Below are 22,820 nucleotides of genomic sequence, written 5' to 3' on the forward strand. Positions count from 1 at the left end.
GCCCGGTTCGTTCGCCTGCGCCAGAGCGGCGCCGGCTCTACGCCAGCCTCAAAATTCTCCTAAGCCGCCGCGCGGATGCGTCGCTTCCCCCTCGACGACGGCGGCGTTTGGCGTCACTATCCCCGTGATTTTTCTTTCCTCCAGCGGAGTTCCTCGCCGTGTCCGTTTTCGACGGCATACCGTTTTTCGCCGGGCTCGATCCCGCCCGGGCCGACTCTTTTGGACGCCAATGCGTCCGCAAGCGCTATTCCGAGGGAGAACTCGTCCTCGACTTCGACGATCCCTCGACCGACGTTTATTTCATCGTTTCCGGCGACGTCCGCGTTCTGGTCCGCACGGCCGCGGGCAAGGAGATGATCCTGGGCGACTTCAGCGCCGGCAAGTTCTTCGGCGAGATGGCCGCGATCGACGGCGCCAAGCGCTCCGCCAATGTCACGGCTTTGACCAATGCCGAGCTTTTGCTTGTGCCGCCGACGGTCTTCAAGGAGATCGTGCTGCACTCGTCGGAGATTTCCGAACGGCTGATGCGCCTGCTCACCGCGCGCGTGCGCGAGCTGAACATTCGCCTTTTCGAGCGCTCGGTGCTCGATCTGCGCCACCGGCTCTATTCGGAGTTGCTGCGGATGTCGGCGCCGCGCAAGGGGCATGACGGGCAGGCCATCGTCTCGCCGCCGCCCTTCCAGCACGATCTCGCCGCGCGCATCGGCTGCCGCCGCGAGCAGGTCAGCCGTGAACTGGGCGCAATGACGGAAGAGGGGCTTGCGGAAAAGGTCCGCGGCGGCCTCGTCCTCCTGCGTCCGAGCGTGCTCGAAAAGCGCGTGAAGGACGCGATGAACGCCGCCGAGTGACGGCGCCGCGAGGCGTGCGCGCTCGCACAAACGAAATCCTCGCCGTTTTCTAGCTTCGACCCATCTAAACGAGACGATGTTCGTCTCTTGCAGAGGGGGAGGCGATGAAAGCCGTATTGACGCCGATCGGGCGCTGCTCGGAAGTCGCGGGCCTTGCGCCGCATGAAATCGTCCTCGGCGTGAGCCCGAGCGAAAAGCACGAACGCCTGCTGGCGAAATACCGCCGCGCCCGCAGCTCTCGCGCCATGGCCCGCGCGAGGATCGTTGCGGATATCCGCGCGGCCGTCTCGTCCGGCGCGGCGCGGGAGGCGGCGGATCTGCTCATTGTCCTGCGGCGCCTTATGGCGCTCGACAATGGGGGCCCGCGCCCGGTTGCGACTTCCTTCTCCCGGCGCCGTGGTGTGGCTGGGGGCCCCTTTAGGGGGCGCTTGGGCGCGCGCCACGCATTGGCGCCTGAGCCCGAGTCTTCCCAGGCGATCGTGCTCCAGTTGCCTCTGAGGCCAAAAGTTCCTTCAAAACCTGTTGTTTAGATGCAACAGTAGCCGGATTGTTTCTGGTTTTACACAAGGCCGAATTTAGCTTGTTCTTCACGTAAATTGTTTAATTACAGATGGTTGCGTGCGCCGATCGCAATCCGCCGTCTGACCCGTTCGCCTTGCCGCGCTCTCACCTTTGAGTCAGCTTGGCCGTGCTGCGGTATTGTTCAAGTGGGGGCGTGGTTTGTTTGCCATCAAGAAGAACTCTTTGAAGCTTTTGGGCGGCCTTTGGCTCGCGGCATCGTTTTTGGCGCCGGCTCTGGCGCAGGACATCCGCGCGGAGCGCGACCAGCTCGCCGCGCGCATCCAGGCGCATCCGGAAGATTACGACGCCACCTATCGCTTTGTGCGGGTGACGACGGAACTTAGAGATTACGAAGCGGGCATCGGCGCGCTCGAGCGCCTGCTCATGTTCAACCCGCAGCTTTCGCGCGCCCGCAAGGAGCTGGGCTTCCTCTATGCGCGCCTCGGCGCCTGGGAAGTTGCGGCCGAGCATCTCAAGGCGGCCAAGGCCGCCGGCGATCTCGATCCGCTCCAGACGGCGCAGATCGACGCGCAGCTCCCCGATATCGAAAAGCGCACGCAGACGAGCCGTCTGTCTGTCCGTATGCATGTCGGCCTGCGCGGACAGTCGAACGCCAACTATTTCCCGGTCGGCAACCTCTTCCAGGTCGGCGGCATCGGCCTCGCCTCAAACGCGCCGGCCAAGGCGGACCTCAATTCGTTCCAGCTCATCCAGGCCGCGCACGAATATGAATTTGGCGGCCAGCGCGGCGACCGGCTGGAGACGCGTATCACCGGCTACGCCACGCAGCAGTTCAACCTGCCGCAATACAGCGTGATGCTGTTCTCCGCCACGACCGGCCCGCGCTTCTTCGTGCCGCAGACGGTCTTCAGCAATCTGTCCGTGCGGCCGTACATCACCGGCGCCGTCTCCATGCTCGGCTCCAACAACTATCTCAACACGGGCGGCGCGGGCGCGAGCGTGCGCGCCGGTTTCGGCCCCGACGCCTGGCTCGAGCCAGGCGCAGAGTGGCGCGGCCTCTGGGTCGATCCGGGCCGCAATGTCTTCGGCGTGCCGCCCTATGCGACTCTCTCGACGCTTGCCACGGGCGACGTCGTCACGGGCTATGTGAGCGGCTCCTATCGCGTGCTGGACGGCGTGCGTCTCGACGGGCGCGTCGCCTATTCGCGGGCGAACGCCGGCTACGCGGCGCAGAGTTCGGATCAGGTGGACGTGCAGACGATGGTCCGCTTCGAGGTCGATCCGCCGCACCCGATGATCGCGCGGCGCTGGACGATCGCGCCCTATGCGCGCTTCACCAATCTCGCTTTCGACACGGCCAACATTCTGGTCAATCCCTTCGTCGCGCGCCACGACACGGCCTGGAATTACGGTGTCATGCTCGACGCGCCCGTGACCGATGTTTTCGGCTTCGCGGGCAATATCGAGTTCATGCGCAACGACTCGAACATTCCCAATTTCAAGATGCACAATGTGGCCGTGTCCTTCGGCCCGACGGCGAAATTCTAAGGCGGGAGACCGGACATGAAGAACATCTCCCTTGTCGCGCTGGCTTCCGCGCTCGCTCTCGCCGCCGTTCCTGCTATGGCCGAAAAGGTCGGCAATGTCGGCGCGGTGAATGTTTCAGCCCATGGCACGCCTCCGGGCGCCTCGAAGCGCCCGCTCGCCGTCGGCCTTGGCGTCGAGAAGCGCGAGCGCATCGAGACGACAGCCGATGGCAGCGCGCAGATCGTCTTCAACGACTCATCGACGATGACTGTGGGCCGCAACAGCTCGGTCGTCATCGACGACTTCGTCTATAACGGCGCCGCCGGCAGCCAGGGCGTCACCGTCGCCAAGGGCGTCATGCGCTTCGTCGGCGGCGGCGTCAGCCACGGCTCGGGCGCGACGCTCAAGACGCCGACGGCCTCGATTGGCCTGCGCGGCGGCTCGGTGCTCGTGCGCATCGGCGGCGAATGCGAGGCGCTCGTCGTGCATCAGAACGGGGTCGCCGAGATCACCGGCGCCGCCGGGGATTCGCAGACCCTGAATCGTCCGGGCTTCGGCGTCTGCGCGCGCAGCTCCGGCGTTTCGGAGCCCTTCCGCGTTCCGCCGGAAATGATCGCCTCGCTCAACGCGCAGATGGCGAGCCAGATCGGCCAGTCGGGCGGCGCGAAGGCCAAGCCACGAAACTCGGACGCCAATCTGGCTCTCGGCGACGACCGCCCGGCGAGCGTCGAGCCGCCGCCCGGCCTCGATTCGCTCGGACCCGTCTGGGCGGGCAATGCGCTTGTCCAAAGCCGCGCCAACGTCGAGAATCAGCCCGCGCCGCCGCCGCCGGTCGTCGAGGAGCCTTATGGGGATTACCCGTACAACCCCCGATAATTAGGCTCGTCGACTTATCGCCGTCGCGCGAGGCCTCGATGCGCCGCGCGCCGGCGAGGAGCTGAATGTTCAAACGTAAGTGGGTTTTCCTTTTCGCGACCTTGCTCGCGGCTGCGCTCGTCCTGCCTTGGGGCGCGTTGCAGCCGCGCAGGCTGGACGACTTGCGCAATCTCGTCTTCGACGAGTTCCAGCGCCTGTCGCCGCGCCGCTACGATCCGGAGACGCCCGCCCGCGTCGTCGGCATTGATGAGGAGAGCCTGAAGGCCTACGGCCAATGGCCATGGCCGAGGACGCGCATCGCCGAGCTGGTCGAGCGGCTACGCGAGCTTGGCCCGGCGGTTATCGCCTTCGATTTCATCTTCGCCGAGCCCGACCGCGCCAGCGCGCGCATGCTCGTCGAGTCGCTGCCCGACCCCAAGCTTCGCGCGGACGTGTCGAAGCTCGTCGCCAAGGCGCCCGACAGCGACGCGGTCTTCGCCGGCGTGCTGCGCGACGCTCCCGTCGTGCTCGGCGCCACGCTCGCGGCCCAGGGCGCGAAAGCCTACCCCGCCAAGGCGGGGATCGCTTCGGCCGGCGACGAGCCCGCGCCCTTCCTTTATTCATTCCCGGCGGCGCTTCTTCCGCTGCCGGCGCTCATCGAGACCGCGCAGGGTTTGGGGGCGACGAACTGGTTGCCGGACCGCGACATGGTCGTGCGGCGCGTGCCACTGCTGACCCGCGTCGGCGCCTCGATTGCGCCGTCCCTTGCGCTGGAGGCGTTGCGCGTCGCGCAGGGTGAGCAGAGCGTCGTCATTCGCTCGTCCAACGCCAGCGGCGAAACCGCCTATGGCGCGCAGACCGGCGTCAACGCCGTGAAGGTCGGCGCCTTTCAGATCGCCACCGGCCCGAACGCCGACGTGCGCCCGCGTTACACCTTCGCGGCGCCGGCGCGAAACATATCGGCCAAAGCGATTCTGGAGAAACGCATCCCGCGCAGCGAGGTCGAGGGGCGGATCGTTTTCATCGGCGCCCTCGCGGTCGGACTCGGCGATGTGCGCGCGACGCCGCTGGAGCCGGTCGTCCCCGGCGTCGAGGTTCATGCGCAAATTGTGGAGTCGCTGACGACCGGCGCCTTGCTGTCGCGCCCGGATTGGGCGCCGGGGCTCGAATATGTCGTCGCCATCATCGCCTTTGCGCTGACCATGCCGCTGCTCTTCCTTGCGCCGCAGCTCGTCTCGGCCGCCTTCGTGCCGCTTGCCGTCGCCGGACTTTTCGCGGGCTCGTTCTACCTGTTCGAGAAGCGCGGGCTGCTGCTCGACCCCGCTTATCCAAGCCTCGTCATCGTCGGGGCCTATATTGTCGGGGCCGTCACGCTGTGGCGCTCGGAGATCATGGCGCGCCGGCAGGTGCGGCGCGCCTTCGGCAAATTCGTCGCGCCGGCGGTCGTGGACCGCATCGCCGAGCACCCCGAGCGCCTCGTCCTGGGCGGCGAGACGCGCGAGCTGACCGTGCTCTTTTCCGACCTTCGGAATTTCTCCGGTCTGTCGGAGGGTTTGAGCGCGCGCGAGCTGACGCAGTTCATGAATGACTATCTGACGCCCATGACCGACGCCATTCTCGAACGCGAGGGCACGGTCGACAAATATATGGGCGACGCGATTCTCGCCTTCTGGAACGCGCCGCTCGACATCGCCGACCATCCGCGAAAGGCGGTCCACGCGGCGCTCGGCATGCGCACGGCGATGCAGACCTTCAACGCCGAGCGCTCGAAGCAGGCGCAGGCCGCGGGGCGGCCGCATACGGAGGCGGCGATGGGGCTCGGCCTCCATCTCGGGCCCGCAAGCGTCGGCAATATGGGCTCGATCCGCCGCTTCGATTACTCGATCCTCGGCGACAATGTGAATCTCGCCTCGCGTCTCGAGGGCGCGAGCAAGGCTTTCGGGACCGACATCATCGTTTCGCGCGCCATCCGCGACGCCGTCCCGGACATGGCCTGGCTCGACCTCGGGCGCATCGTCGTCGTCGGCCGAACCGAGCCGACGCATGTCTTCGCGCTCGCGGGAGACCCCGATTTCGCCGGGACCGACACGTATGTGCGCTGGCGCACAGCGCATCAGGAGATGCTAACGGACTATGAATCGGGCCGATTCGACGGCGCAGCCATGCGCGCCGAGAGGCTCGGCCAGATGCTACCCGGCGCGTGGCCTGCGCTCTATCTGGCCATGGGCCAACGATATTCCAAACTCGCTCGCGAGGGCTTGCAAGAAGGTTGGTCTTCGATATGGAATCTTCAAAGCAAATGATCTGCTTGCACCGCCGTCCAGCGCTCAGCGCGACCTATTGGCTCTAGAAAGTTAGCCGCTGTGACCGACACGATTGTCGTAAAGTACTGGACCCTCCTCGCCTCCCGGCACGACGCGCAGGCATTCGCCACGCTCGACGCCGCCTATCGCGAGCCTCAGCGCGCCTATCACGCATGGGGACATATCGTCGATCTCCTGACGAAACTCGATGCGCTGGCGCACTTGCCGACGCGGGCCGATCTCGTCGCAGCGGCGATCTTCTGGCACGACTCCGTCTATCTCACCCGCGATCCGGACGGCCGACCGCGCACGGACCCCGAAAACGTTCGCGCCAGCGCCGAACTTTTCGAGCGTCATTCGAGGTTTGACGCGCTCGAGGCGCAGGTCGTTCACGACCTCATCATGGCGACCGCGAGCCACATGAAGGCGCGGGCGCTCGTCGAGCTTTATCCCGGCTTTTCGCGCGATCTCGATTTCTTCCTCGATCTCGATCTCTCGTCGCTCGCCGCGCCGTGGAGCGTCTTCGAGAAGAATCTCGACGACATTCACTTCGAATTCGGCTGGGCGCCCGAGCGCGCCTTTTATCAGGGCCGCGTGCAGATGCTCGAAAGCTTCCTCGATGCCGGCGACAGGCTCTACCGCCTGCCAGAGTCGCGCGCCCTGTGGCTGTCGCATGCGCGCGCCAATCTCCAGCGCGCGGACGCCGATCTGCGCGAACGTCTCGCGGCGCGACCGGCATAGCCCGAGATTTTTTGTGTTAACGCCCCTGTGCTTCGAGACGCTTGCTTTCGCAAGCTCCTCCAGCATGAGGGGCTTCTTTGCTCTGCGTTCAAGCACATAGGCCTCATCCTGGGGAGCGAGCGAAGCTCGCGTCTCGAAGGACGAGGCCGCGTTGGGCCTTCCGGCCTCACCCCGTCGTGACGATCACGAAATCCTTGCTGCTGCGCTTGTCGGGCGAGAGCGGCGCGTCGGTGAGCACCATCGTCATGCCGGGATGCATGCGCGCCTTCATCTCATTGACGAAGGCGGGCTCCGCGGAGATGCGCTGCATCACCACGTCGTCGCGCGTCAGCGGCGTCGCCGCCTGCTGATGGGTGATGGCGCTCCAATGCATGCCTTGCGCGGCGGCGTTGGCGCCGTTGAGAACGAAGACATGCGAGCCGAGCTTGCCGCCATCCTTCAGTGGTAAACCGGCGCTCTCGCCGTGATCGGTGATGTCGAGGCCTTCGCGCTCTTTCTCTTCCGACGGACGGAGACCGATGACGATGTCCACCAGCTTGAAGAGGATTGCAGAGCCGATGCCGCTCCAGACGAGCGTCATGCCGACAGCCTTGGCCTGTGAGATCAACTGCGCGGCCATATCGTAGGTGCCTGCAACGAGCTCACCCGGCTTCGACGTATAGTCGGTGATGCCAGCGCCGCCCCAGCCGGGTTGACCAGCAGGCCGGTCGCGAGCGCGCCGATGATGCCGCCGATGCAGTGGACGCCGAAGACGTCGAGCGCGTCGTCGTAGCCGATCGCGCTTCTTGATCACGTCGAGCGAAGAAGAAGCAGATCGGGCTGACGACGAGGCCGAGCACGATCGAGCCCATCGACACCCGCGAAGCCGCGGCCGGCGTGACGGCAACGAGGCCAGCGACGACGCCCGACGATGAGGCCGAGCAGCCGAGGGCTTGCCCTTGATCGATCCATTCCACGATCATCCAGGACAGAGCCGCCGCGGCGGTCGCGACCATGGTGTTGACGAAGGCGAGGGCCGTCGTGCTGTTGGCTTCGAGGTTGGAGCCGGCGTTGAAGCCGAACCAGCCGACCCACAGGAGCGAGGCGCCGATCATCGACATGGTCAGAGAGTGCGGAGCCAGCACTTCCTTGCCGTAACCGATGCGCTTGCCGACCATGATGCGCGCCGACGAGGCCGGCGATGCCGGCGTTGATGTGAACGACGGTGCCGCCCGCGAAGTCGAGCGCGCCCACTTGAAGGAGCCAGCCCACATTGCCGACGATCTCATCCATCTTCGCCTGCGCGGCGGCCTTCGCCTCCTCCGTGGAGGCGGCGGCGAGCTGCGTGGCGGCGTCGACGATCGCGTTCGGATCGGCCCAGTACCATACCATGTGCGCGATCGGGAAGTAGATGAAGGTCACCCACAGCGTCGTGAACACCAGCATGACGCCGAGAACTTCATGCGCTCGGCAACAGCACGACGATGAGCGCGGGCGTGATCATCGCGAAGGTCATCTGGAAGACGAAGAAGACGTATTCCGGAATGACATGGCCCGGCGTGAAGGTCGGCGCGTTACTGGCCGCGGTCACGCCCTTCAGGAAGGCTTGTTGAGAAGCCGCCGACGAAATCGTTGAGCGATTGCCGCCGTCTCCGAAGGCGATCGAATAGCCGTAGACGGCCCAGATGACGCCCACGAGCGAGACGATCGCGAAGGTCTGCGTGAGGATCGACAGCATGTTCTTGGTGCGAACGAGGCCGCCGTAGAACAGCGCGAGGCCAGGGATCGACATCATCAGCACAAGCAGCGCCGAGGTGAGCATCCACGCGACGTCGCCGGGGTTCGGAGTGGGGTCGTTGCCGGCAAGCGCCGGGCCCGCCAGCGCCAGGACCGCCACCGCGACGAGCGCCGCTCCCGCGAGGGTCGAAGCGGCCGCGCTTCGATACGAAGGAAGTTTCATGTAGGAGAGCTCCAAAATTGTCGGGGAGGGGCGATCAGAGCGCGTCGGCGTCGGATTCGCCGGTGCGGATGCGGATGGCGCGCTCGAGCGGGCCGACGAAGATCTTGCCGTCGCCGATCTGGCCGGTTTTCGCGGCGCGCTGGATCGCGTCGATGACCTTGTCCACCTGAGCGTTCGAGGCGACCGCGACTTCGATCTTGATCTTGGCAGGAAACTCACGGCGTATTCAGCGCCGCGATAGATTTCGGTGTGGCCCTTCTGACGGCCGTAGCCCTTGACTTCCGTCACGGTCAGCCGTGAACGCCGATATCGGTCAGCGCGTCGCGGACCTCGTCGAGCTTGAACGGCTTGATGATCGCTGTCACGATTTTCATCTGCCAATCCTGTTTGTTATCGACCCGAGCCACAAGGCGTGGTCCAGGCTGGCGACCTTTATCTTCGGATCGAAAATGTTTCGGCCGTGGACGATGAGCGCCGTATTCAGCAGCGTCATGTCGGACAGATAGGCGAGCAGCGCCGCGTGAAGCGCCTCGTCATTGGGCAGGGGGCCCTGCACCCGAAACCAGATGAACTGCCCGAGGCGGTTCGGCGCCACCAGCGTTTCCGGCGCGACGATGCGCATGTCCAGCGCGCAGGCGCGCTGCATCCAGTGTTCGGCCGGGGTGGGCAGGAAGCCGCGAAACCGTTCGACGAGATCGTTGATGGGTTCGAGGCTTTCGGGATCGGGCGCTTGCGGCATCGCGGCGGCGTGCTCGAAACCTTCCTCCCGCAATTGATAGGAGGCTTCGAGCGAGAAGATCGTGCGACCCTGTTGCGTCGCCACGCAGCGACGCGTCGTGAAGCTGCGCCCGTCGCGAATGCGCTCCACCGCGAAATCTATGGGGATTTGCGGATCGCCCGCGAGGACGAAATAGGCGTGCAGCGAATGCGCCGGCCTGTCGGCCGGCACGGTGCGCGTCGCGGCCACAAGGGCCTGCGCCACGACCTGTCCGCCATAGAGATGACGGCCCGACGACGCCGGACTGTGGCCGCGAAAGCGGTCCTCGCCCAGATTTTCCAGGTCGAAAAGGGCGATGAGATTGCTGGCGGGGGCGTCATCCATAGCGGATGCGACGCCTCAGTCGATCTGCCGCGCCTCTTCCGGGAGCATGATCGGGATGCCGTCGCGGATCGGATAGGCGAGCCGCGCCGAGCGCGAGATCAGCTCCTGCCGCGCGCGGTCATATTCCAGCGTCGTCTTGGTGAGCGGGCAGACGAGGATTTCGAGAAGGCGCGGATCGACCTTCGTTCCCTCCGGCGCGCCGGCTTCGTTGGTGTCGCCGGCGGCGTCGATATTGTCGCTCATCTTGTCTTTCCTGTTCAGAGGAGGGCCGTCAGTGCCATTGCTGCCGCTCGCCGTCTCGCTGGGCCATATCCAGCCTGGTGAGGGCGATAAGGGTCTCCGCGCGCGCCTTGAGGTCGATCGCCTCGACCAGCGCCTGCTTCTCATTCGCCCCGAAAGGCGACATCATTGCAAGCGCGTTGACCAGAGTTTCGGTTGGCGCGGCGTCGATGCTCGCCCAATCAATTTCAAGTTTGGAACATTCGGCGAAGCTACGCAACATCGACACGACAGCCTCGCGGTCCACGGCGTTCTCCCCGGCTCCCGGAAGAAGGTCGGCCTGAAAGGCGTCATAGCTCACGCGAAACTGTCGATATGGCGTTCCCGCGTCGAGCTCCTCGACGGTGCGGAAACGCGCGATCCCAGTCAGCGTGATGAGATAGCGCCCGTCTCCGGTCTCGGAAAATCGCGTCAGGCGCCCGGCGCAACCCACCTGGAAAAGCGGCGGCGCCGCGGCGCCATTGCCGCTCGGCAGCGGCTGTATCATCCCGATCAGCCGCGCCCCCCTCATGGCGTGGTCCACCATCTCGATGTAACGCGGCTCGAAGATGTTGAGGGGCAGCTCGCCGCGCGGCAGCAGCACGGCGCCGGTCAGCGGAAAGAGCGGAATCACGTCCGGCAGCGCGTGAATGTCTGCGTAAGAACTGTTCAGGCTCATGGCGTCGGGCGGAGGCGCCTCTCCCTTTACGAGAAGAGCAGCGTGGAGAGGCGCCGACGCGCCGCGACGGCCGCTTTGTCCATCGGTCCCCACGCTTCGAAAAACTGGACGAGCTGCTTCCTCGCCCCATCATCGTCCCAACTACGGTCGCGCCGGATGATTTCAAGAAGCGCATTCGCCGCTTCTTCACGTCGGTCCTTGGCGTTGAGCGCGAGAGCGAGGTCGAAATAGGCTTTGAGGTCGTTGGGATCGAAATTGATGCGGGCTTTGAGGTCCTCGATCTCGCCGAGGTCCTGCGCGGCGGCGGCGTTCTCGATCGCCGCCCAGGCGGCCGCGACGTCGGTGTCCTTTTTGGCGGATTCGGGCAAGCGCTCCAGGAGCGCGCGCGCCGCGTCGAGCTGCTCGGCGCCGATATAGAGGCGGGCCAGCAAGGCGAAAGCCTTGGGGTTGATCGGCTCCTCGCTGGTCAGATCCGAGAGCAGCGCGTGGGCGCCGGCGACGTCGCCCTCAGCGATCATGGCCTGCGCGATTTCGACCGCGTCGCCGCCCGCATCCTCGATCGGGCCGACGAGGCGCTCCAGGAAACCCTTGATCTGGCTCTCGGGCAGGGCGCCGACGAAGCCGTCCACCGGGCGCCCGCGCTGGAAGGCGACGACGGCGGGGATGGACTTGATGCCGAGCTGGTCCGCCACCTCGGGCTCGGCGTCGATGTTCATCTTGACGAGGGCGGCCTTGCCCCCGGTCGCGGCGACGAGTCGTTCAATGACAGGGGCGAGCTGCTTGCAGGGGCCGCACCAGGGCGCCCAGAAATCCACCAGAACCAGCTTGCGCATCGACGCTTCGAGCACGTCCGCGCGGAAACGCGCCACCGTCGTCTCGATCGGCGCCGCAGCTCCGGCCGCCGTATTCGTCATATCGACCATCCCGCCGCTCCCCTCTCGCTTGCTCAGTCGCTCTGTCTGACGAAGGTCAGATAGACCGGACGGCGTCCCGCCGCCATCGCCTTGGCCTCATATTTGGTCTGCGTCCAGCCCTCCCAGGGGGGGAGCCAGTCCTGCGCGGTTTTGGCGCGCCAGCGAAAGGACTTGCAGGCTCGCAGCCGGGCGAGCGTCCAGGCGGCGTAATCGTCGATGTCGGTCGCGAAGCGCAGCTCGGCTCCGGGGCGCAGGACGCGGGCGAGCTTCTCGAGGTTTTCGGGCGACACGAATCGCCGCTTGCGGTGGCGCCGCTTCGGCCAGGGGTCGGGATAGAAGAGATAGACGCGCGACAGGCTGGCGTCGGGCAAGCGGTCGAGAACTAGCCCGGCGTCGCCCCGGTGGAGGCGAATATTGGAAAGGCCCCGCTCCTCAATGCCGGCGAGCAGCTTGGCCATGCCGTTGACGAAGGGCTCGCAGCCGAAGAAATCGACATTTGGCTCCCGCGCCGCCGCCTCGACGAGATGCTCGCCGCCGCCAAAGCCGATTTCGAGGCGGGTCTCGCGGTCGGGCCGCAAGGGCAGGGGCTTCGAAAGGTCGAGCGCGAGCGTCGGCAGGAATTCCGCCATCAGCTCGCTGTGATGCGGGCGCAGCGCCTTGCCCTTGGAGCGGCCATAAAGGCGACGGGTCGGGTGAGACGCTTCGGTCATTTTCCTGTGTCTTCAGAAAAACCAATGGCCGGGACATGCCCGGCCATCGAGAAACATTCAAGTCGTTTGAGGCGATCAGGCCAGGGCCGACTTCAGCTGATCGACGAGATCCGTCTTCTCCCAGGAGAAGCCGCCGTCCGTCTCCGGCGCGCGGCCGAAATGGCCGTAGGCCGAGGTGCGGGCGTAGATCGGACGGTTGAGCTGGAGATGCTCGCGAATGCCGCGCGGCGTGAGGCGCACGAGCTGCGGCAGCACCGCTTCGATCTTGTCCTCGGCGACTTTGCCGGTGCCATGCGTGTCGACATAGATCGACAGCGGCTCGGCGACGCCGATGGCGTAGGAGAGCTGGATCGTGACGCGATCGGCGAGGCCGGCGGCGACGATGTTCTTCGCCAGATAGCGCGCGGCGTAGGCGGCCGAGCGATCGACCTTGGTGGGGTCCTTGCCCGAGAAGGCGCCGCCGCCATGCGGAGCCGCGCCGCCGTAAGTGTCGACGATGATCTTGCGGCCGGTGAGGCCGGTGTCGCCATCCGGCCCGCCGATGAAGAACTTGCCGGTCGGATTGACGTGCCAGACGGTCGCGTCGGTGATCCAGCCCTGCGGCAGCGCCTCACGGATGTAGGGCTCCGCGATGCGGCGGATGTCGGCGGGCGTCAGGCGCTCGTCGATATGCTGGTGGGAAAGCACGATCTGCGTGGCTTCGACCGGCTTGCCGTCGGCATAACGGACCGTCACCTGGCTCTTGGCGTCCGGGCCGAGGCCCTTCTCCTTGCCCGTGTGGCGGGCGTGAGCCAGCAGCTCGAGGATCTTGTGCGAATAATAGAGTGGGGCCGGCATGAGGGCCGGGGTCTCGTTCGTCGCGTAGCCGAACATGATGCCCTGGTCGCCCGCGCCTTCGTCCTTGTTGCCGGCGGCGTCGACGCCCTGGGCGATGTCGACCGACTGCTCATGCAGGAGGACTTCGATCTTGGCGGTGTTCCAGTGGAAACCGTGCTGCTCGTAGCCGATCTTGCGAATGGCGTCGCGCGCGAGCTCTTCGATGCGCGTGAAGGGGATGTGCGGGCCGCGCACTTCGCCGGCGATGACGACGCGGTTCGTCGTGCAGAGCGTTTCCGCGGCGACGCGGATGGCGTAGGGGTCGATGCCGGCCTTCGGGCCTTCGCGGAAGAACTCGTCGACGATCTCGTCGGAAATACGGTCGCTGACCTTGTCAGGATGGCCTTCGGAAACAGACTCGCTGGTGAAAAGATAGTTCTTTCGGGTCACTTCGGAATCTCCCAATGGCCGTCCGGCGATAGAGCGCGACTCTGCCGCGCTAGCGAGTCGTCATGTGCCAGCCTGCGTTCGATACGTCAAGCCGTTACGGGCCAAATCGTTCGTTATAGAGAACTCTGCCTGTGTCAGGCGTCGTCCTGGTCGGCCAGCGTGGTCACCAGGTCGAGCACGCGCTTGCGCACCTTGGCGTCCTTGATGCGCGCGAAAGCGCGGTTGAGGTGCAGGCCCTCGGCCGTCGAGAGGAAGTCGACGACATATTGGGACGAGGACTCCTCCGCAAAGCCGTTGCCCTCGGCCACGCCGAGGCTAGGCGCGCCCTCGAAGAAGAAGGAGGGCGGCACGTTCAGGGTCTTGGAGATCTGCTGCAGGCGGCTTGCGCCGATCCTGTTCAGACCCTTTTCGTACTTCTGAACCTGCTGAAAGGTGAGGCCGAGCGCTTCGCCAAGCTTTTCCTGACTCATCTTCATGAGGATGCGTTGCATCCTCACGCGGCTTCCGACGTGCCGGTCGATCGGATCTGGCGTCTTCTTCACGTTCAACGACCTCCTGCCGCGTTTTAGCCGAACGCTGATCAAATGCAAACAGGATTAATGTTTAGCTGCCTGATTTTGAACATATAAAGTTATGACGTTCGTCAACTTCGGCATTCGATTGGTCATTCGACCAAAGGGAGCCATTGACCAGGATCGACAACTTGCAGATGAACAAGAAGTCGACCGAAAAAGTCGACTTCTCCTAAGCGCAAGACTTGCCGACGCTATCTCAACCTCGCCATCTCCCCGCCAACGCCGCCGCGAGGAGCAAGACCCATATTGTGGCGAAGCCCGCGCTTCCCCAATGTGAGAATATTGTCTCCGGCGCAGCCTTGGGCAGGCGGGCGTCGATGATCCCTTCTTCACCAAGCGGAAGCGACTCCATTGTCCGACCATAAGCATCGACTATGGCGGAAATGCCGGTGTTTGCGACTCGGACCAGCGGCAGTCCCTCCTCGATGGCCCGCAGCCGCGCCTGGGCGAAATGCTGATAAGGGCCAGTCGTTTTGCCGAACCAGCCGTCATTGGTGAGGTTGAGAAGAAGCTGCGGGCGCTTGCCGGCCTTGTCCTTCGGCGCCGCTTCGCCTGGAAAAATCGCCTCGTAGCAGATGAGCGGCGAGATGGGCGGCAGGCCCGGCGCGGCGAGCGTCCGGGGGCCCTGTCCCTGATCCCAGGTCCCGGGGACGAGATGCGAGACGCCGAGCGGGCGCAAAAGCCCTTCGAGCGGAAGATATTCGCCGAAGGGGACGAGATGCATCTTGTCATAGAAGGCGATGATGCGGTCGCCCTGCAAGACTTCGATGGAATTGAAAATCTTGCCGCGCTTGCCGCCGCCGTCGGCCTCGACGCGCGCGGCGCCGGTGATGAGGATCTTCCCCTGCAGCGCGCGGGCGATCGACGCGAGCGCCTGCGGTTCGCGGGAGAGGACGTAGGGAAAGGCGGACTCCGGCCAAATGAGATGCGTGACGTCGGAAACGCCCGTGCGCCCGGGGCCCGAGGCGCGGTCGGACAGAGCGAGATAGCGGCGCAGGATTTCCTGTCCGTTCTCGGGCCTGAACTTCGCGTCCTGGGGCAGGTTCGGCTGCATCAGGCGCAGCTTGACGTCGTCGACATATTCCGTCGCGGTCGTTGCAAGCCTGAGCGCGCCATAGGCCGAGAGCGTCAGCAGAAGAAAAGCGGCCGCCCAGGCGGCGGCGTTGGAAAGGAAGCGCTCGCCAGCGCGGCGGTCGACGATCGTCGCCGGGGCCGCGAAGATGACAATCGCCAGCAAATCAAGGCCGGGAAGGCCAATGAGCGAGGCGGCCTGTCCGAGCGGCCCCGCTTGCGCCAGCGCCATGCCGAAATCGTTCCAGGGAAAGCCCGTCAACACATGGCCGCGCAGCCATTCCGAGGCGCCGAGGCCCGCCGCGAGCGCGAAGATGCGCAGGCTGCCCGAGGACCAGAGGAGGCGCGACAGCGCGAAGCCAAGCGCCGGGAAAAGCGCCAGCGCTGCGGGAAGTCCGATGACGGCGAGCGGGATCGCCCAGGCGAATTGATCCGCCTCGACCAGCATGGCCGCCCCGAGCCACCAGAGACTGGCCAGAAAATAGCCGAAGCCGAGCCACCAGCCGGCGGCGGCGGCCGCGCGGATCGGCGCGAAGCTGAAGCGCGCGCCTTGCACCGCAGCGCCGTCGATCAGCCAGACCGCGGCCGTCAGCGGCGCGGCCATGGCGGGCGCGAAATCGAATGGGGGGAGGGCGAGCGCCCCCAAGGCGCCGGCCGCGAAGGCGATGGCGCGCCGCGCCCATCCGTCGGCCAGAATGACGCGCTGAGGCAGGGACGACAGTCCCGCCCGCACGCCGGCAATTTCGGCAGTCTGCGCCATGGAGTCCCCCGCGAATCGGCGGTTCGACTCTAGTTACTTTCCAAGCGACGCAAAGCCCAAGATCAGGGATGGCGGCGCGCCCGCACGCGCAGCTTGCCGACGCGGCGGGGATCCGCCTCGACAATCTCGAACTCATAGGCGTCGACCGGCGTGCCGATGATCTCGCCGCGCATCGGCACCCGGCCCACGAGCCAGGCGACGAGGCCGCCGAGGGTCGTGACTTCGGCCGGCGTGTCCTCGAGCCGGAAATCGACCCCGAGCCGCGCCGTCACCTCGTCGAGGTCCGCGCGGGCGTCGACGAGGAAGTCTCCATTGTCGAGTTCTTCGATCTCGGGCGGCCCCTCGACATCGTGCTCGTCCTCGATATCGCCGACGATCATCTCGACGATGTCCTCGATCGAGACGAGCCCGTCCGTGCCGCCATATTCGTCGATCACCAGCGCCAGATGCGTGCGCGTCGTCTGCATGCGAATGAGAAGGTCGAGCGCCGGCATCGAGCGCGGCACGAAGAGCACGGGCTTTAAAAGATTGGCGTCCGAGATCGGCGTGTCGAAGTCGATGCGCCGTCCCTCGGCTTCGGCGCTGGTCGTCGGCGCGTCGCACATGTCGCGCAGACGGCGAGATGATCGACGAAATCGCGGATGTGCACCATGCCGCGCGGATCGTCGAGCGTCTCCAGATAGACGGGCAGGCGGGAATGACCGGCGTCCCTGAACACGGCGAGCGCCTCGCGCAGAGGGGCGTCGAGCGGCGCGGCGATGATGTCGGCGCGCGGGATCATGGCGTCGGCGACGCGCAGATCATGCAGGCCGAGCACGTTTTTGAGCAGCGCGCGCTCATGCGCGTCACGTCCGCCGCCGCGTCGTCGAGCGCGTCCTCAATGTCCTCGCGGACGGAGGCCGGCGCGAGCCCGAGCAGGCCGCGCAGACGGTCGATGAGCGTCACGCGCGGCTCGTGGCCGCGTCTTAATGGCTCCTCGGCGTTTTCAGATCGTATCGACATGACCTTCGTTCAGTTCGCCCGCTTCTTCCTCTTCGCCGGCCGCCTCGCCGGCGTAGGGGTCGCGCAAGCCCAACCGGGACGCGATCCGTCTTTCGAGCGCCTCCATGACTTCCGCCTCGTCGGGGGTCTCGTGATCATAGCCGATCAGGTGCAGAAATCCATGGATGACCATGTGGGCCGTATGGTCGCGGAGAGTTTTTTCCTGCTCGACAGCCTCTCTGGCCACGGTCTCGTAGGCGATCACAATGTCGCCCAGAAGCGGGCGGGCCGACAGTGGACCGGGCGTCGGGAAAGACAGGACGTTGGTCGGCTTGTCGCGCCGCGCCACTCGCGTTGAGCGCGCGGATCGCCGCGTCGTCGCAGAAGGTGACGCTGATCTCGCAGCCGCTCGCGAGCTTCGCCGCGCTCTCGCGGCGGCTCGCCTCGACGCGCGTCGCGGGTGAGCTCGAGATCCGTCGATCGTCCGCAGGCCTCGGCGGAGAGGATGATGTCGATTTCGACGCTCATGGCCGCGCGGCTTGTTCCGGGCGCGGGCGGCGCGCTCATAAGCGGAGACGATGGCGCGAACGAGATCGTGACGCACGACGTCGCCTTCGGAGAAGGTGACTTTGCCGACGCTGTCGATCTCGGAGAGAAGCGAGATGGCCTCCGACAGGCCCGATTTCTGACCGGAAGGCAGATCGTCTGCGAGGATCGCCCGTCACGATCATGCGCGAGCCTTCGCCGAGGCGCGTCAGGAACATCTTCATCTGCATCGTTGTCGCGTTCTGCGCCTCGTCGAGCAGAATGCAGGCGCGGGTCAGCGTGCGGCCGCGCATGAAGGCGAGCGGCGCAACTTCGATCATGCCGGTCTGCATCCGCGCTCGACCATGCGCGCGTCCATGAAATCGTGCAGGGCGTCGTATATCGGCCGCAGATACGGATCGACCTTCTCGCGCATGTCGCCGGGCAGGAAGCCCAGCCGCTCGCCGGCCTCGACGGCCGGCCGCGAGAGGATCAGGCGCTCGACGACGCCCTTCTCGAGCAGCGAGACGGCATGGCCGACCGCGAGCCAGGTCTTGCCGGTGCCGGCGGGTCCTTCCGCGAAGACCAGCTCATAGCGCTTGAGCGCGCGCAGATAGAGATCCTGCGCGCGTTGCGCGCGCGCACCAGCCCGCGCTTGCGGGTGATGATCTGATCGAAGCCAACCGCCGAGTCGGGGAAGAGGCTCCTCTGCCGCGTCGTTTCCTCGATCGCGCCTTCGACGTCGCCGGGCGAAATCTCGAGCCCCAGCTGCGCCCGCGCATAGAGCGTCTCCAACGCACGCGGCGCGCGTGCTCGCAAGCCTCGGCGTCGCCCTTCAGCGTGACGTGGTTGCCATTGGCGAAAGAGGCGATTTTCAGCCGGCGCTCGATCTTGGCGAGATTCTGGTCATAATGGCCAAAAAGCAAGGAAGCGCGGCGATTATCGTCGAAAGCGAGCGTGACCTCCGCGTCGGGCTCGGCCGCCTCGTCCCGGCGCCCGACCCTCAAGTCGTCAATCGTCGTCAAGCCTTCGCCTCCTCGCCCTCGCCCAACAGGCGGCCCGCCAGCGAATTGGAGCCGGCGGCGACAATTGCGACGCGGGCCACGCTGCCGATCATCTCAGCGGGACCGCTGACATGCACAGGCTGCATATAGGGACTCTTGCCAGCGATTTGACCCTCGTGGCGGCCGGGTTTTTCAAACAGCACGTCGATCGTCTTGCCGACAGTCGCGCTGTTGAAGGCCTGGCGCTGCTCTTCCAGCAGCGCCTGTAGCGCGGCGAGGCGCGCGCGCATGATCTCTTCGTCGATCTGGTCGTCCCGCTCGGCGCCGGGCGTGCCGGGGCGTGGCGAATATTTAAAGGAGAAGCTCGCCGCGAAGCCGACGTCTCGCACGAGCTGCATCGTGGCTTCGAAATCTTCGTCCGTCTCGCCGGGAAAGCCCACGATGAAATCCGACGACATCGCCACATCCGGCCGCGCCTTGCGCAGCTTGGCGATGATGTCGAGATAATCTTCCGCTTTGTGCTTGCGGTTCATGGCTTTCAGGATGCTGTCCGATCCCGACTGAACCGGGAGATGGACATAGGGCATGAGCTTCGGGATCGACCCATGCGCCTCAATCAAATCCTGCGCCATGTCGACAGGATGACTGGTGGTGTAGCGCAGCCGCGCGTCAGATCCGTCCAGATGCGCCGAGCAGCCGCGCGAAGAGCTCCATTCGTCGAGCGCCCGGCTTCGTCCTCGCCACGATAGGCGTTGACGTTCTGGCCGATGAGCGTGATCTCGCGCACCCCGGCGTCCACGAGCCGCCGCGTCTCGGCGAGGATGTCGGCGACGGGCCGCGAGACCTCGGCGCCGCGCGTGTAGGGAACGACGCAGAACGAGCAGAACTTGTCGCAGCCTTCCTGCACGGTGACGAAGGCCGAGACGCCGCGGGCGCGAATCTGGGCGCGGCTCGGCTGGGGCAGGGCGTCGAATTTGTCTTCGACGGCGAATTCCGTGTCGGCGACGCGCGCGCCGCCGCGGGCCTGTTTCAGCAGGCCGGGCAGACGATGATAGCTCTGCGGCCCGACGACGAGATCGACTGCGCGCTGGCGGCGCATGACGACGATCTCATGTCGCCCCTCGGCCAGCGTGCGCGACGCAGCCGGCGACGACGATCGATGTGCTTTGAGGATGACGAGATCGGCCTCGGCTTCGTCGGCGGTCTCGGAATAGCCCTCGCGGCCGAGCAAATCCGCCATGCGCGTCGCGTCATAGACGTTCATCTGGCAGCCATAGGCGAGAACGCCGCCGGCGTCAGCCCTGCGGGGCGACGATAGGGGGCCTCCTTTCTCGCGCGAAACCGGGGTGGTAATCCTTCTCGCGGATCGGTGGCTTTTCAGGTGTTGGCGAGGAGCCGACCGACCATTCGAGCCAGCGGCCATGCAAACTCAGATCGCCCTGACCGGCCCCGGATAGCGCGCCAGTGTCTTGTCCGAGGTCAGCAAAACCAGCCCCTCGACGATCGCTTGCGCAAGGAGGAGCCGGTCGAATGGATCCTCGTGCAGCGTCCAGCGCGAGCGCATGTTCATAGACGTTCATCTGGCAGCCATTCGGCTGCGTCGACGACGAAATCGCTGCGGCCCTTAGTCGACTTGGTTCATGCCGGCAAGCTACGGCTCCGACTGCCGCCTACATCTCCAGCCGCAAATTCACCGCCGCGCGCTTCGTCCCGTCGGCGCGCTGGTAGTAATTCTCCCGGCGGCCGATCTCCTTGAATCCGAAGCGATAATAGAGCTTCAGCGCCGCCTCGTTGTCGTCGGCGACCTCAAGAAACACAAGGCGCGCGCCGCCACGTTCGAGATTTTCGATATGCTTGTCGAGGATCTTGCGGCCGAGTCCCGCGCCGCGGCGGGCCGGGTCGACGGCGAAGGTCAGCACCTCGGCGTCGGGCGGCAGGAGGCGGGAGAGGATGAATCCGCCGAGCTTGCCCCGGGCGCCTTCCGTCACCGCGCCGTCGGCGATGACGTGGGGATCGGTGAGGTAGCTCTCGAAGTCGATCTTGGACCAGCCGAAGGCGAAGGAGGCGCCGTGAAGCGTCTCGCATTCTTCCGCGCGCTCGGCCCCGATCGGCCGGACGACGAAGGTCGGCTTGGCGAAAAAGCTGGTTAGCAGGCTCATGAGGTTAATCTATGCCTGAGCGGGCGCGGAGGCGAGGGCCTCTTGCGACGGGACGCTGTCGGGGGCCGGCTCGGCGGCCGGGGCCTCGGCTTCAGGCGGAGTCTCGTTCTCGGGCGCGGTGGGCGCGGCGGCCGCCTCCGGCGGCTTGCCCGGCAGGGTGACGTCCGGCTCCTTCAGATAGAGCGGCTTGGCCGGCGCGGTCTCGGGCCGCGCGGCGAGGCCGAGGCGGGCGACATATTCGATGTCGGGCGAGGCCTGCTCGCTGACGATGGTCACCGTCATGCCTCCCGCACGGGCTTCCTTCGCCAGCAGTTCCGCGCCAGAGCCGATGAGCATCAGCGGTCCGTCGCCCAGCGCCCGCAGCGCCTCATGGGCGCCGGCGCGGCGAGGCGTCAGGAGCGCGCGCCCGTCGGGGCCGAAGGCGGCGACATAGACCTTGCCATGCCTTGCGTCGATGGCGGCGGCGACGACGCCGTCGAACTCCTCCAGGATCAGCGGCGCGGCGAGCGCGGCCAGCGTCGAGACGCCGACGACCTCGGCCTTGCAGGCGAGCGCGATCGCCTGTCCGGCCGCGAGGCCGATGCGGATGCCGGTGAAAGAGCCGGGGCCGACCGCGACGGCGACGCGATCGATGGAAGGGAAACCGCCCTCGACCTTGCTCATGACCCGCTCGATGAGCGGCATGATCGCCTCCGCATGGCCGCGCTCCATGGCGACGGTCTCGGAAGCGATGGGCTGCTCCGCGTCGTGGTCGAGCACGCAGGCCGAGACGGCGGGCAGGGCGGTGTCAATCGCAAGGATTCGCATAGGCGGAGCATATGACCCTTTTGGGGCCCCAATCAACAAAGGCCGCGAAAAGAACCATAAACGCCCGATGCGCGAGCGCACAGCAACCCGCGCGTCATTGCGTTTTTCTATCGGCAGGGGTCTTGTTGAACGTGCAAGCAGGCGCCGCCGGGAGCTATGGATGAAGAAGATTTCTTGGCTCGCAGGGGCAGCCCTGGCCCTCTCCTTCGCGGCCCAACCGGCGCTGTCCGCGCCGCTTCTGGAGGCGACGTCGCTCTACAGGGACATCGCGCATGGGTGCAGGGCGCTCGACCTGAAACAATGGTCGCATCCGACGAGGCGGGTTCTGGAGCGGGAGAAGATCGCGATCAGCAAGTTCGAATTGTGCAATAACGACGTCTATCCGATCTTCACAGTCGCTTTCAGATACGATCCGCAAGGCCCGAACGACGCTTATTACCATCGGCTTTTCGCGAAGATGGCGGCGGCCAACGGGCATCACTCCTATTCCTTCGTCGATCCCTCATCGTCCATCGTTGTGGACGTGAAGGTGACAGGGAAGACGGAGCTTTCAATCTCCTATGAAGATTTCTCGCCGCCGGCGAACCCTTGAGAAAACGCGCGGGCGCGCGAAGGCGCCCGCGGCGTTGAATCAAGCCGATTGCACCGTTTTCACCTGCGGCACGAAATGACGAAGCAGGTTTTCGATGCCGTTACGCAGCGTGGCGGTGGAGGAGGGGCAGCCCGAGCAGGCGCCTTTCATGACAAGATAAACGACGCCGTCGCGAAAGCCCTTGAAGACGATGTCGCCGCCGTCGCCCGCCACGGCCGGCCGCACGCGGGTTTCGATCAGTTCCTTGATCGTCGCCACCGTCTCGGCGTCGGCTTCGTCGTAGAACTCGCCGTCATGGTCGCTCACGGGGGCGGCGCCGTCGGTGAGCAGCGGCGCGCCGGAGGCGAAATGCTCCATGATCGTGCCGAGAATGGCGGGCTTGAGATGCGCCCAGTCCTTCTCGTTCTTCGTTACGGAAACGAAGTCGCCGCCATACATCACCGCCTCGACGCCCTCGATGGCGAGCAGCGCCTGCGCGAGCGGGGCGTTGGCGGCGGCCTCGGATGAGCGGAACTCCATCGCGCCCTGGCCCAGAACGTTCTGGCCGGGGAGGAATTTCAGCGTGGCGGGATTGGGGGTGGCTTCGGTCTGGATGAACATGTTCATGCCTCCTGCGCCCGGTTCAAGGCCGGGGAATTGGCGCGTGCTTAGCACAGTTTCGGCTGGCCGCGATATGGATCGG

Annotated in this window: 26 protein-coding genes and 5 pseudogenes; 6 read left to right on the plus strand and 25 right to left on the minus strand. The window is 65.7% G+C overall.

Going from position 1 to position 22,820, the window contains the following annotated elements:
- Window positions 1–158 precede the first annotated feature (158 nt).
- Window positions 159–848 carry a Crp/Fnr family transcriptional regulator gene (locus tag ACPFMJ_RS01230; protein WP_424362085.1) on the plus strand — a complete coding sequence of 230 codons (690 nt, stop codon included), beginning with the start codon at window positions 159–161 and terminating at the stop codon, window positions 846–848.
- A gap of 64 nt (window positions 849–912) precedes the next feature.
- Here ACPFMJ_RS01230 and ACPFMJ_RS01235 read toward each other — a convergent pair whose 3' ends face one another.
- Window positions 913–1,173: a hypothetical protein gene (locus ACPFMJ_RS01235; protein ID WP_424362086.1), complete on the minus strand. Its 261-nt coding sequence runs from the start codon at window positions 1,171–1,173 to the stop codon at window positions 913–915.
- Between the two features lie 419 nt (window positions 1,174–1,592).
- Between ACPFMJ_RS01235 and ACPFMJ_RS01240 the strand changes: the two genes are divergently transcribed.
- The 4 genes from ACPFMJ_RS01240 (at window position 1,593) to ACPFMJ_RS01255 (ending at window position 6,796) form a co-directional block, all read left to right on the plus strand.
- On the plus strand, window positions 1,593–2,918 hold the full coding sequence (locus ACPFMJ_RS01240) for a hypothetical protein (protein WP_424362087.1): 1,326 nt from the start codon (window positions 1,593–1,595) through the stop codon (window positions 2,916–2,918).
- A 15-nt stretch (window positions 2,919–2,933) separates the two neighbouring features.
- Entirely contained in the window at window positions 2,934–3,773 is an 840-nt protein-coding gene (locus ACPFMJ_RS01245; RefSeq protein WP_424362088.1) for a FecR family protein, read from the plus strand.
- Between the two features lie 65 nt (window positions 3,774–3,838).
- Complete coding sequence (locus tag ACPFMJ_RS01250; RefSeq protein ID WP_424362089.1) at window positions 3,839–6,055, plus strand: CHASE2 domain-containing protein; 2,217 nt, start codon at window positions 3,839–3,841, stop codon at window positions 6,053–6,055.
- A gap of 60 nt (window positions 6,056–6,115) precedes the next feature.
- On the plus strand, window positions 6,116–6,796 hold the full coding sequence (locus ACPFMJ_RS01255) for a hypothetical protein (protein ID WP_424362090.1): 681 nt from the start codon (window positions 6,116–6,118) through the stop codon (window positions 6,794–6,796).
- Window positions 6,797–6,962: 166 nt separating this feature from the next.
- On the opposite strand, the gene ACPFMJ_RS01260 is transcribed toward ACPFMJ_RS01255, so the two are convergent.
- From ACPFMJ_RS01260 to tsaB, 23 genes and pseudogenes are all read right to left on the minus strand, one after another.
- Entirely contained in the window at window positions 6,963–7,415 is a 453-nt protein-coding gene (locus tag ACPFMJ_RS01260) for a hypothetical protein (RefSeq protein WP_424362091.1), read from the minus strand.
- Window positions 7,400–7,573: a hypothetical protein gene (locus tag ACPFMJ_RS01265; RefSeq protein ID WP_424363764.1), complete on the minus strand. Its 174-nt coding sequence runs from the start codon at window positions 7,571–7,573 to the stop codon at window positions 7,400–7,402. The genes ACPFMJ_RS01260 and ACPFMJ_RS01265 overlap by 16 nt, the downstream gene beginning before the upstream one ends.
- An 86-nt stretch (window positions 7,574–7,659) precedes the next feature.
- A pseudogene (locus ACPFMJ_RS01270) lies at window positions 7,660–8,064 on the minus strand (hypothetical protein); the annotation flags it as partial.
- Window positions 8,012–8,221 (minus strand): annotated as a pseudogene (locus ACPFMJ_RS01275) (ammonium transporter); the annotation flags it as partial. The pseudogenes ACPFMJ_RS01275 and ACPFMJ_RS01270, both read right to left, overlap by 53 nt.
- Window positions 8,222–8,234: 13 nt before the next feature.
- Window positions 8,235–8,735: a hypothetical protein gene (locus ACPFMJ_RS01280; RefSeq protein ID WP_424362092.1), complete on the minus strand. Its 501-nt coding sequence runs from the start codon at window positions 8,733–8,735 to the stop codon at window positions 8,235–8,237.
- A 34-nt stretch (window positions 8,736–8,769) separates the two neighbouring features.
- A pseudogene (locus ACPFMJ_RS01285) lies at window positions 8,770–9,109 on the minus strand (P-II family nitrogen regulator).
- On the minus strand, window positions 9,106–9,837 hold the full coding sequence (locus ACPFMJ_RS01290) for an acyl-CoA thioesterase (protein WP_424362093.1): 732 nt from the start codon (window positions 9,835–9,837) through the stop codon (window positions 9,106–9,108). Before ACPFMJ_RS01290 ends, ACPFMJ_RS01285 begins: the two are co-directional and overlap by 4 nt.
- A gap of 15 nt (window positions 9,838–9,852) precedes the next feature.
- Window positions 9,853–10,080, minus strand: a complete 228-nt coding sequence (locus ACPFMJ_RS01295) for a Trm112 family protein (protein ID WP_424362094.1) — start codon at window positions 10,078–10,080, stop codon at window positions 9,853–9,855.
- A gap of 28 nt (window positions 10,081–10,108) precedes the next feature.
- Window positions 10,109–10,774 (minus strand): LON peptidase substrate-binding domain-containing protein, encoded by a 666-nt coding sequence (locus tag ACPFMJ_RS01300; protein WP_424362095.1) that lies wholly within the window; start codon window positions 10,772–10,774, stop codon window positions 10,109–10,111.
- A gap of 26 nt (window positions 10,775–10,800) precedes the next feature.
- Entirely contained in the window at window positions 10,801–11,688 is an 888-nt protein-coding gene (gene trxA / locus ACPFMJ_RS01305) for a thioredoxin (RefSeq protein ID WP_424363765.1), read from the minus strand.
- A 32-nt stretch (window positions 11,689–11,720) separates the two neighbouring features.
- Window positions 11,721–12,398, minus strand: coding sequence for a tRNA (guanosine(46)-N7)-methyltransferase TrmB (trmB, locus tag ACPFMJ_RS01310; protein WP_424362096.1), 678 nt, complete (start codon window positions 12,396–12,398; stop codon window positions 11,721–11,723).
- 75 nt (window positions 12,399–12,473) lie between these two features.
- Window positions 12,474–13,664 (minus strand): methionine adenosyltransferase, encoded by a 1,191-nt coding sequence (metK, locus tag ACPFMJ_RS01315; RefSeq protein WP_424362097.1) that lies wholly within the window; start codon window positions 13,662–13,664, stop codon window positions 12,474–12,476.
- Window positions 13,665–13,798: 134 nt separating this feature from the next.
- The gene (locus ACPFMJ_RS01320) at window positions 13,799–14,206 is read right to left on the minus strand and encodes a helix-turn-helix domain-containing protein (RefSeq protein WP_424362098.1); all 408 of its coding nucleotides are present in this window, start codon (window positions 14,204–14,206) and stop codon (window positions 13,799–13,801) included.
- A gap of 229 nt (window positions 14,207–14,435) precedes the next feature.
- Window positions 14,436–16,070 carry an apolipoprotein N-acyltransferase gene (gene lnt / locus ACPFMJ_RS01325; protein ID WP_424362099.1) on the minus strand — a complete coding sequence of 545 codons (1,635 nt, stop codon included), beginning with the start codon at window positions 16,068–16,070 and terminating at the stop codon, window positions 14,436–14,438.
- A 62-nt stretch (window positions 16,071–16,132) separates the two neighbouring features.
- Window positions 16,133–16,675 carry a transporter associated domain-containing protein gene (locus ACPFMJ_RS01330; protein WP_424362100.1) on the minus strand — a complete coding sequence of 181 codons (543 nt, stop codon included), beginning with the start codon at window positions 16,673–16,675 and terminating at the stop codon, window positions 16,133–16,135.
- Window positions 16,591–16,887, minus strand: coding sequence for a CBS domain-containing protein (locus tag ACPFMJ_RS01335; RefSeq protein ID WP_424362101.1), 297 nt, complete (start codon window positions 16,885–16,887; stop codon window positions 16,591–16,593). The genes ACPFMJ_RS01330 and ACPFMJ_RS01335 overlap by 85 nt, the downstream gene beginning before the upstream one ends.
- On the minus strand, window positions 16,848–17,072 hold the full coding sequence (locus ACPFMJ_RS01340) for a hypothetical protein (protein ID WP_424362102.1): 225 nt from the start codon (window positions 17,070–17,072) through the stop codon (window positions 16,848–16,850). The genes ACPFMJ_RS01335 and ACPFMJ_RS01340 overlap by 40 nt, the downstream gene beginning before the upstream one ends.
- On the minus strand, window positions 17,056–17,400 hold the full coding sequence (gene ybeY, locus ACPFMJ_RS01345; protein ID WP_424363766.1) for an rRNA maturation RNase YbeY: 345 nt from the start codon (window positions 17,398–17,400) through the stop codon (window positions 17,056–17,058). The genes ACPFMJ_RS01340 and ybeY overlap by 17 nt, the downstream gene beginning before the upstream one ends.
- 273 nt (window positions 17,401–17,673) lie before the next feature.
- Window positions 17,674–18,189: pseudogene (locus ACPFMJ_RS01350) on the minus strand (PhoH family protein); the annotation flags it as partial.
- Between the two features lie 408 nt (window positions 18,190–18,597).
- A pseudogene (gene miaB, locus ACPFMJ_RS01355) lies at window positions 18,598–19,844 on the minus strand (tRNA (N6-isopentenyl adenosine(37)-C2)-methylthiotransferase MiaB).
- Window positions 19,845–20,009: 165 nt separating this feature from the next.
- Window positions 20,010–20,150, minus strand: coding sequence for a hypothetical protein (locus ACPFMJ_RS01360; protein ID WP_424362103.1), 141 nt, complete (start codon window positions 20,148–20,150; stop codon window positions 20,010–20,012).
- Between the two features lie 100 nt (window positions 20,151–20,250).
- Window positions 20,251–20,739, minus strand: coding sequence for a GNAT family N-acetyltransferase (locus tag ACPFMJ_RS01365; protein ID WP_424362104.1), 489 nt, complete (start codon window positions 20,737–20,739; stop codon window positions 20,251–20,253).
- A 9-nt stretch (window positions 20,740–20,748) separates the two neighbouring features.
- Window positions 20,749–21,546, minus strand: coding sequence for a tRNA (adenosine(37)-N6)-threonylcarbamoyltransferase complex dimerization subunit type 1 TsaB (gene tsaB / locus ACPFMJ_RS01370; protein WP_424362105.1), 798 nt, complete (start codon window positions 21,544–21,546; stop codon window positions 20,749–20,751).
- A gap of 160 nt (window positions 21,547–21,706) precedes the next feature.
- On the opposite strand from tsaB, the gene ACPFMJ_RS01375 reads away from it, so the two are divergent.
- Window positions 21,707–22,138 (plus strand): hypothetical protein, encoded by a 432-nt coding sequence (locus tag ACPFMJ_RS01375; protein ID WP_424362106.1) that lies wholly within the window; start codon window positions 21,707–21,709, stop codon window positions 22,136–22,138.
- A 39-nt stretch (window positions 22,139–22,177) separates the two neighbouring features.
- Here ACPFMJ_RS01375 and ACPFMJ_RS01380 read toward each other — a convergent pair whose 3' ends face one another.
- The gene (locus ACPFMJ_RS01380) at window positions 22,178–22,738 is read right to left on the minus strand and encodes a NifU family protein (protein WP_424363767.1); all 561 of its coding nucleotides are present in this window, start codon (window positions 22,736–22,738) and stop codon (window positions 22,178–22,180) included.
- Between the last annotated feature and the right edge of the window lie 82 nt (window positions 22,739–22,820).

It is taken from the genome of Methylocystis parvus (assembly GCF_049675845.1).
Lineage (GTDB): Bacteria > Pseudomonadota > Alphaproteobacteria > Rhizobiales > Beijerinckiaceae > Methylocystis > Methylocystis parvus_A.

What these genes read in the sequence shown, in the direction of transcription:
- ACPFMJ_RS01280 (WP_424362092.1), bottom strand. Translation starts at nt 8,735, where the DNA reads ATGAAACTTCCTTCGTATCGAAGCGCGGCCGCTTCGACCCTCGCGGGA.
- lnt (WP_424362099.1), bottom strand. Translation starts at nt 16,070, where the DNA reads ATGGCGCAGACTGCCGAAATTGCCGGCGTGCGGGCGGGACTGTCGTCC.
- ACPFMJ_RS01250 (WP_424362089.1), top strand. Translation starts at nt 3,839, where the DNA reads ATGTTCAAACGTAAGTGGGTTTTCCTTTTCGCGACCTTGCTCGCGGCT.
- trmB (WP_424362096.1), bottom strand. Translation starts at nt 12,398, where the DNA reads ATGACCGAAGCGTCTCACCCGACCCGTCGCCTTTATGGCCGCTCCAAG.
- ACPFMJ_RS01235 (WP_424362086.1), bottom strand. Translation starts at nt 1,173, where the DNA reads ATGAGCAGATCCGCCGCCTCCCGCGCCGCGCCGGACGAGACGGCCGCG.
- ACPFMJ_RS01295 (WP_424362094.1), bottom strand. Translation starts at nt 10,080, where the DNA reads ATGAGCGACAATATCGACGCCGCCGGCGACACCAACGAAGCCGGCGCG.
- ACPFMJ_RS01330 (WP_424362100.1), bottom strand. Translation starts at nt 16,675, where the DNA reads ATGTGCGACGCGCCGACGACCAGCGCCGAAGCCGAGGGACGGCGCATC.
- ACPFMJ_RS01365 (WP_424362104.1), bottom strand. Translation starts at nt 20,739, where the DNA reads ATGAGCCTGCTAACCAGCTTTTTCGCCAAGCCGACCTTCGTCGTCCGG.
- tsaB (WP_424362105.1), bottom strand. Translation starts at nt 21,546, where the DNA reads ATGCGAATCCTTGCGATTGACACCGCCCTGCCCGCCGTCTCGGCCTGC.
- ACPFMJ_RS01300 (WP_424362095.1), bottom strand. Translation starts at nt 10,774, where the DNA reads ATGAGCCTGAACAGTTCTTACGCAGACATTCACGCGCTGCCGGACGTG.
- ACPFMJ_RS01245 (WP_424362088.1), top strand. Translation starts at nt 2,934, where the DNA reads ATGAAGAACATCTCCCTTGTCGCGCTGGCTTCCGCGCTCGCTCTCGCC.
- ACPFMJ_RS01290 (WP_424362093.1), bottom strand. Translation starts at nt 9,837, where the DNA reads ATGGATGACGCCCCCGCCAGCAATCTCATCGCCCTTTTCGACCTGGAA.
- ACPFMJ_RS01340 (WP_424362102.1), bottom strand. Translation starts at nt 17,072, where the DNA reads ATGTCGATACGATCTGAAAACGCCGAGGAGCCATTAAGACGCGGCCAC.
- ACPFMJ_RS01380 (WP_424363767.1), bottom strand. Translation starts at nt 22,738, where the DNA reads ATGTTCATCCAGACCGAAGCCACCCCCAATCCCGCCACGCTGAAATTC.
- ACPFMJ_RS01260 (WP_424362091.1), bottom strand. Translation starts at nt 7,415, where the DNA reads ATGGCCGCGCAGTTGATCTCACAGGCCAAGGCTGTCGGCATGACGCTC.
- ACPFMJ_RS01375 (WP_424362106.1), top strand. Translation starts at nt 21,707, where the DNA reads ATGAAGAAGATTTCTTGGCTCGCAGGGGCAGCCCTGGCCCTCTCCTTC.
- ACPFMJ_RS01360 (WP_424362103.1), bottom strand. Translation starts at nt 20,150, where the DNA reads ATGAACATGCGCTCGCGCTGGACGCTGCACGAGGATCCATTCGACCGG.
- trxA (WP_424363765.1), bottom strand. Translation starts at nt 11,688, where the DNA reads ATGACGAATACGGCGGCCGGAGCTGCGGCGCCGATCGAGACGACGGTG.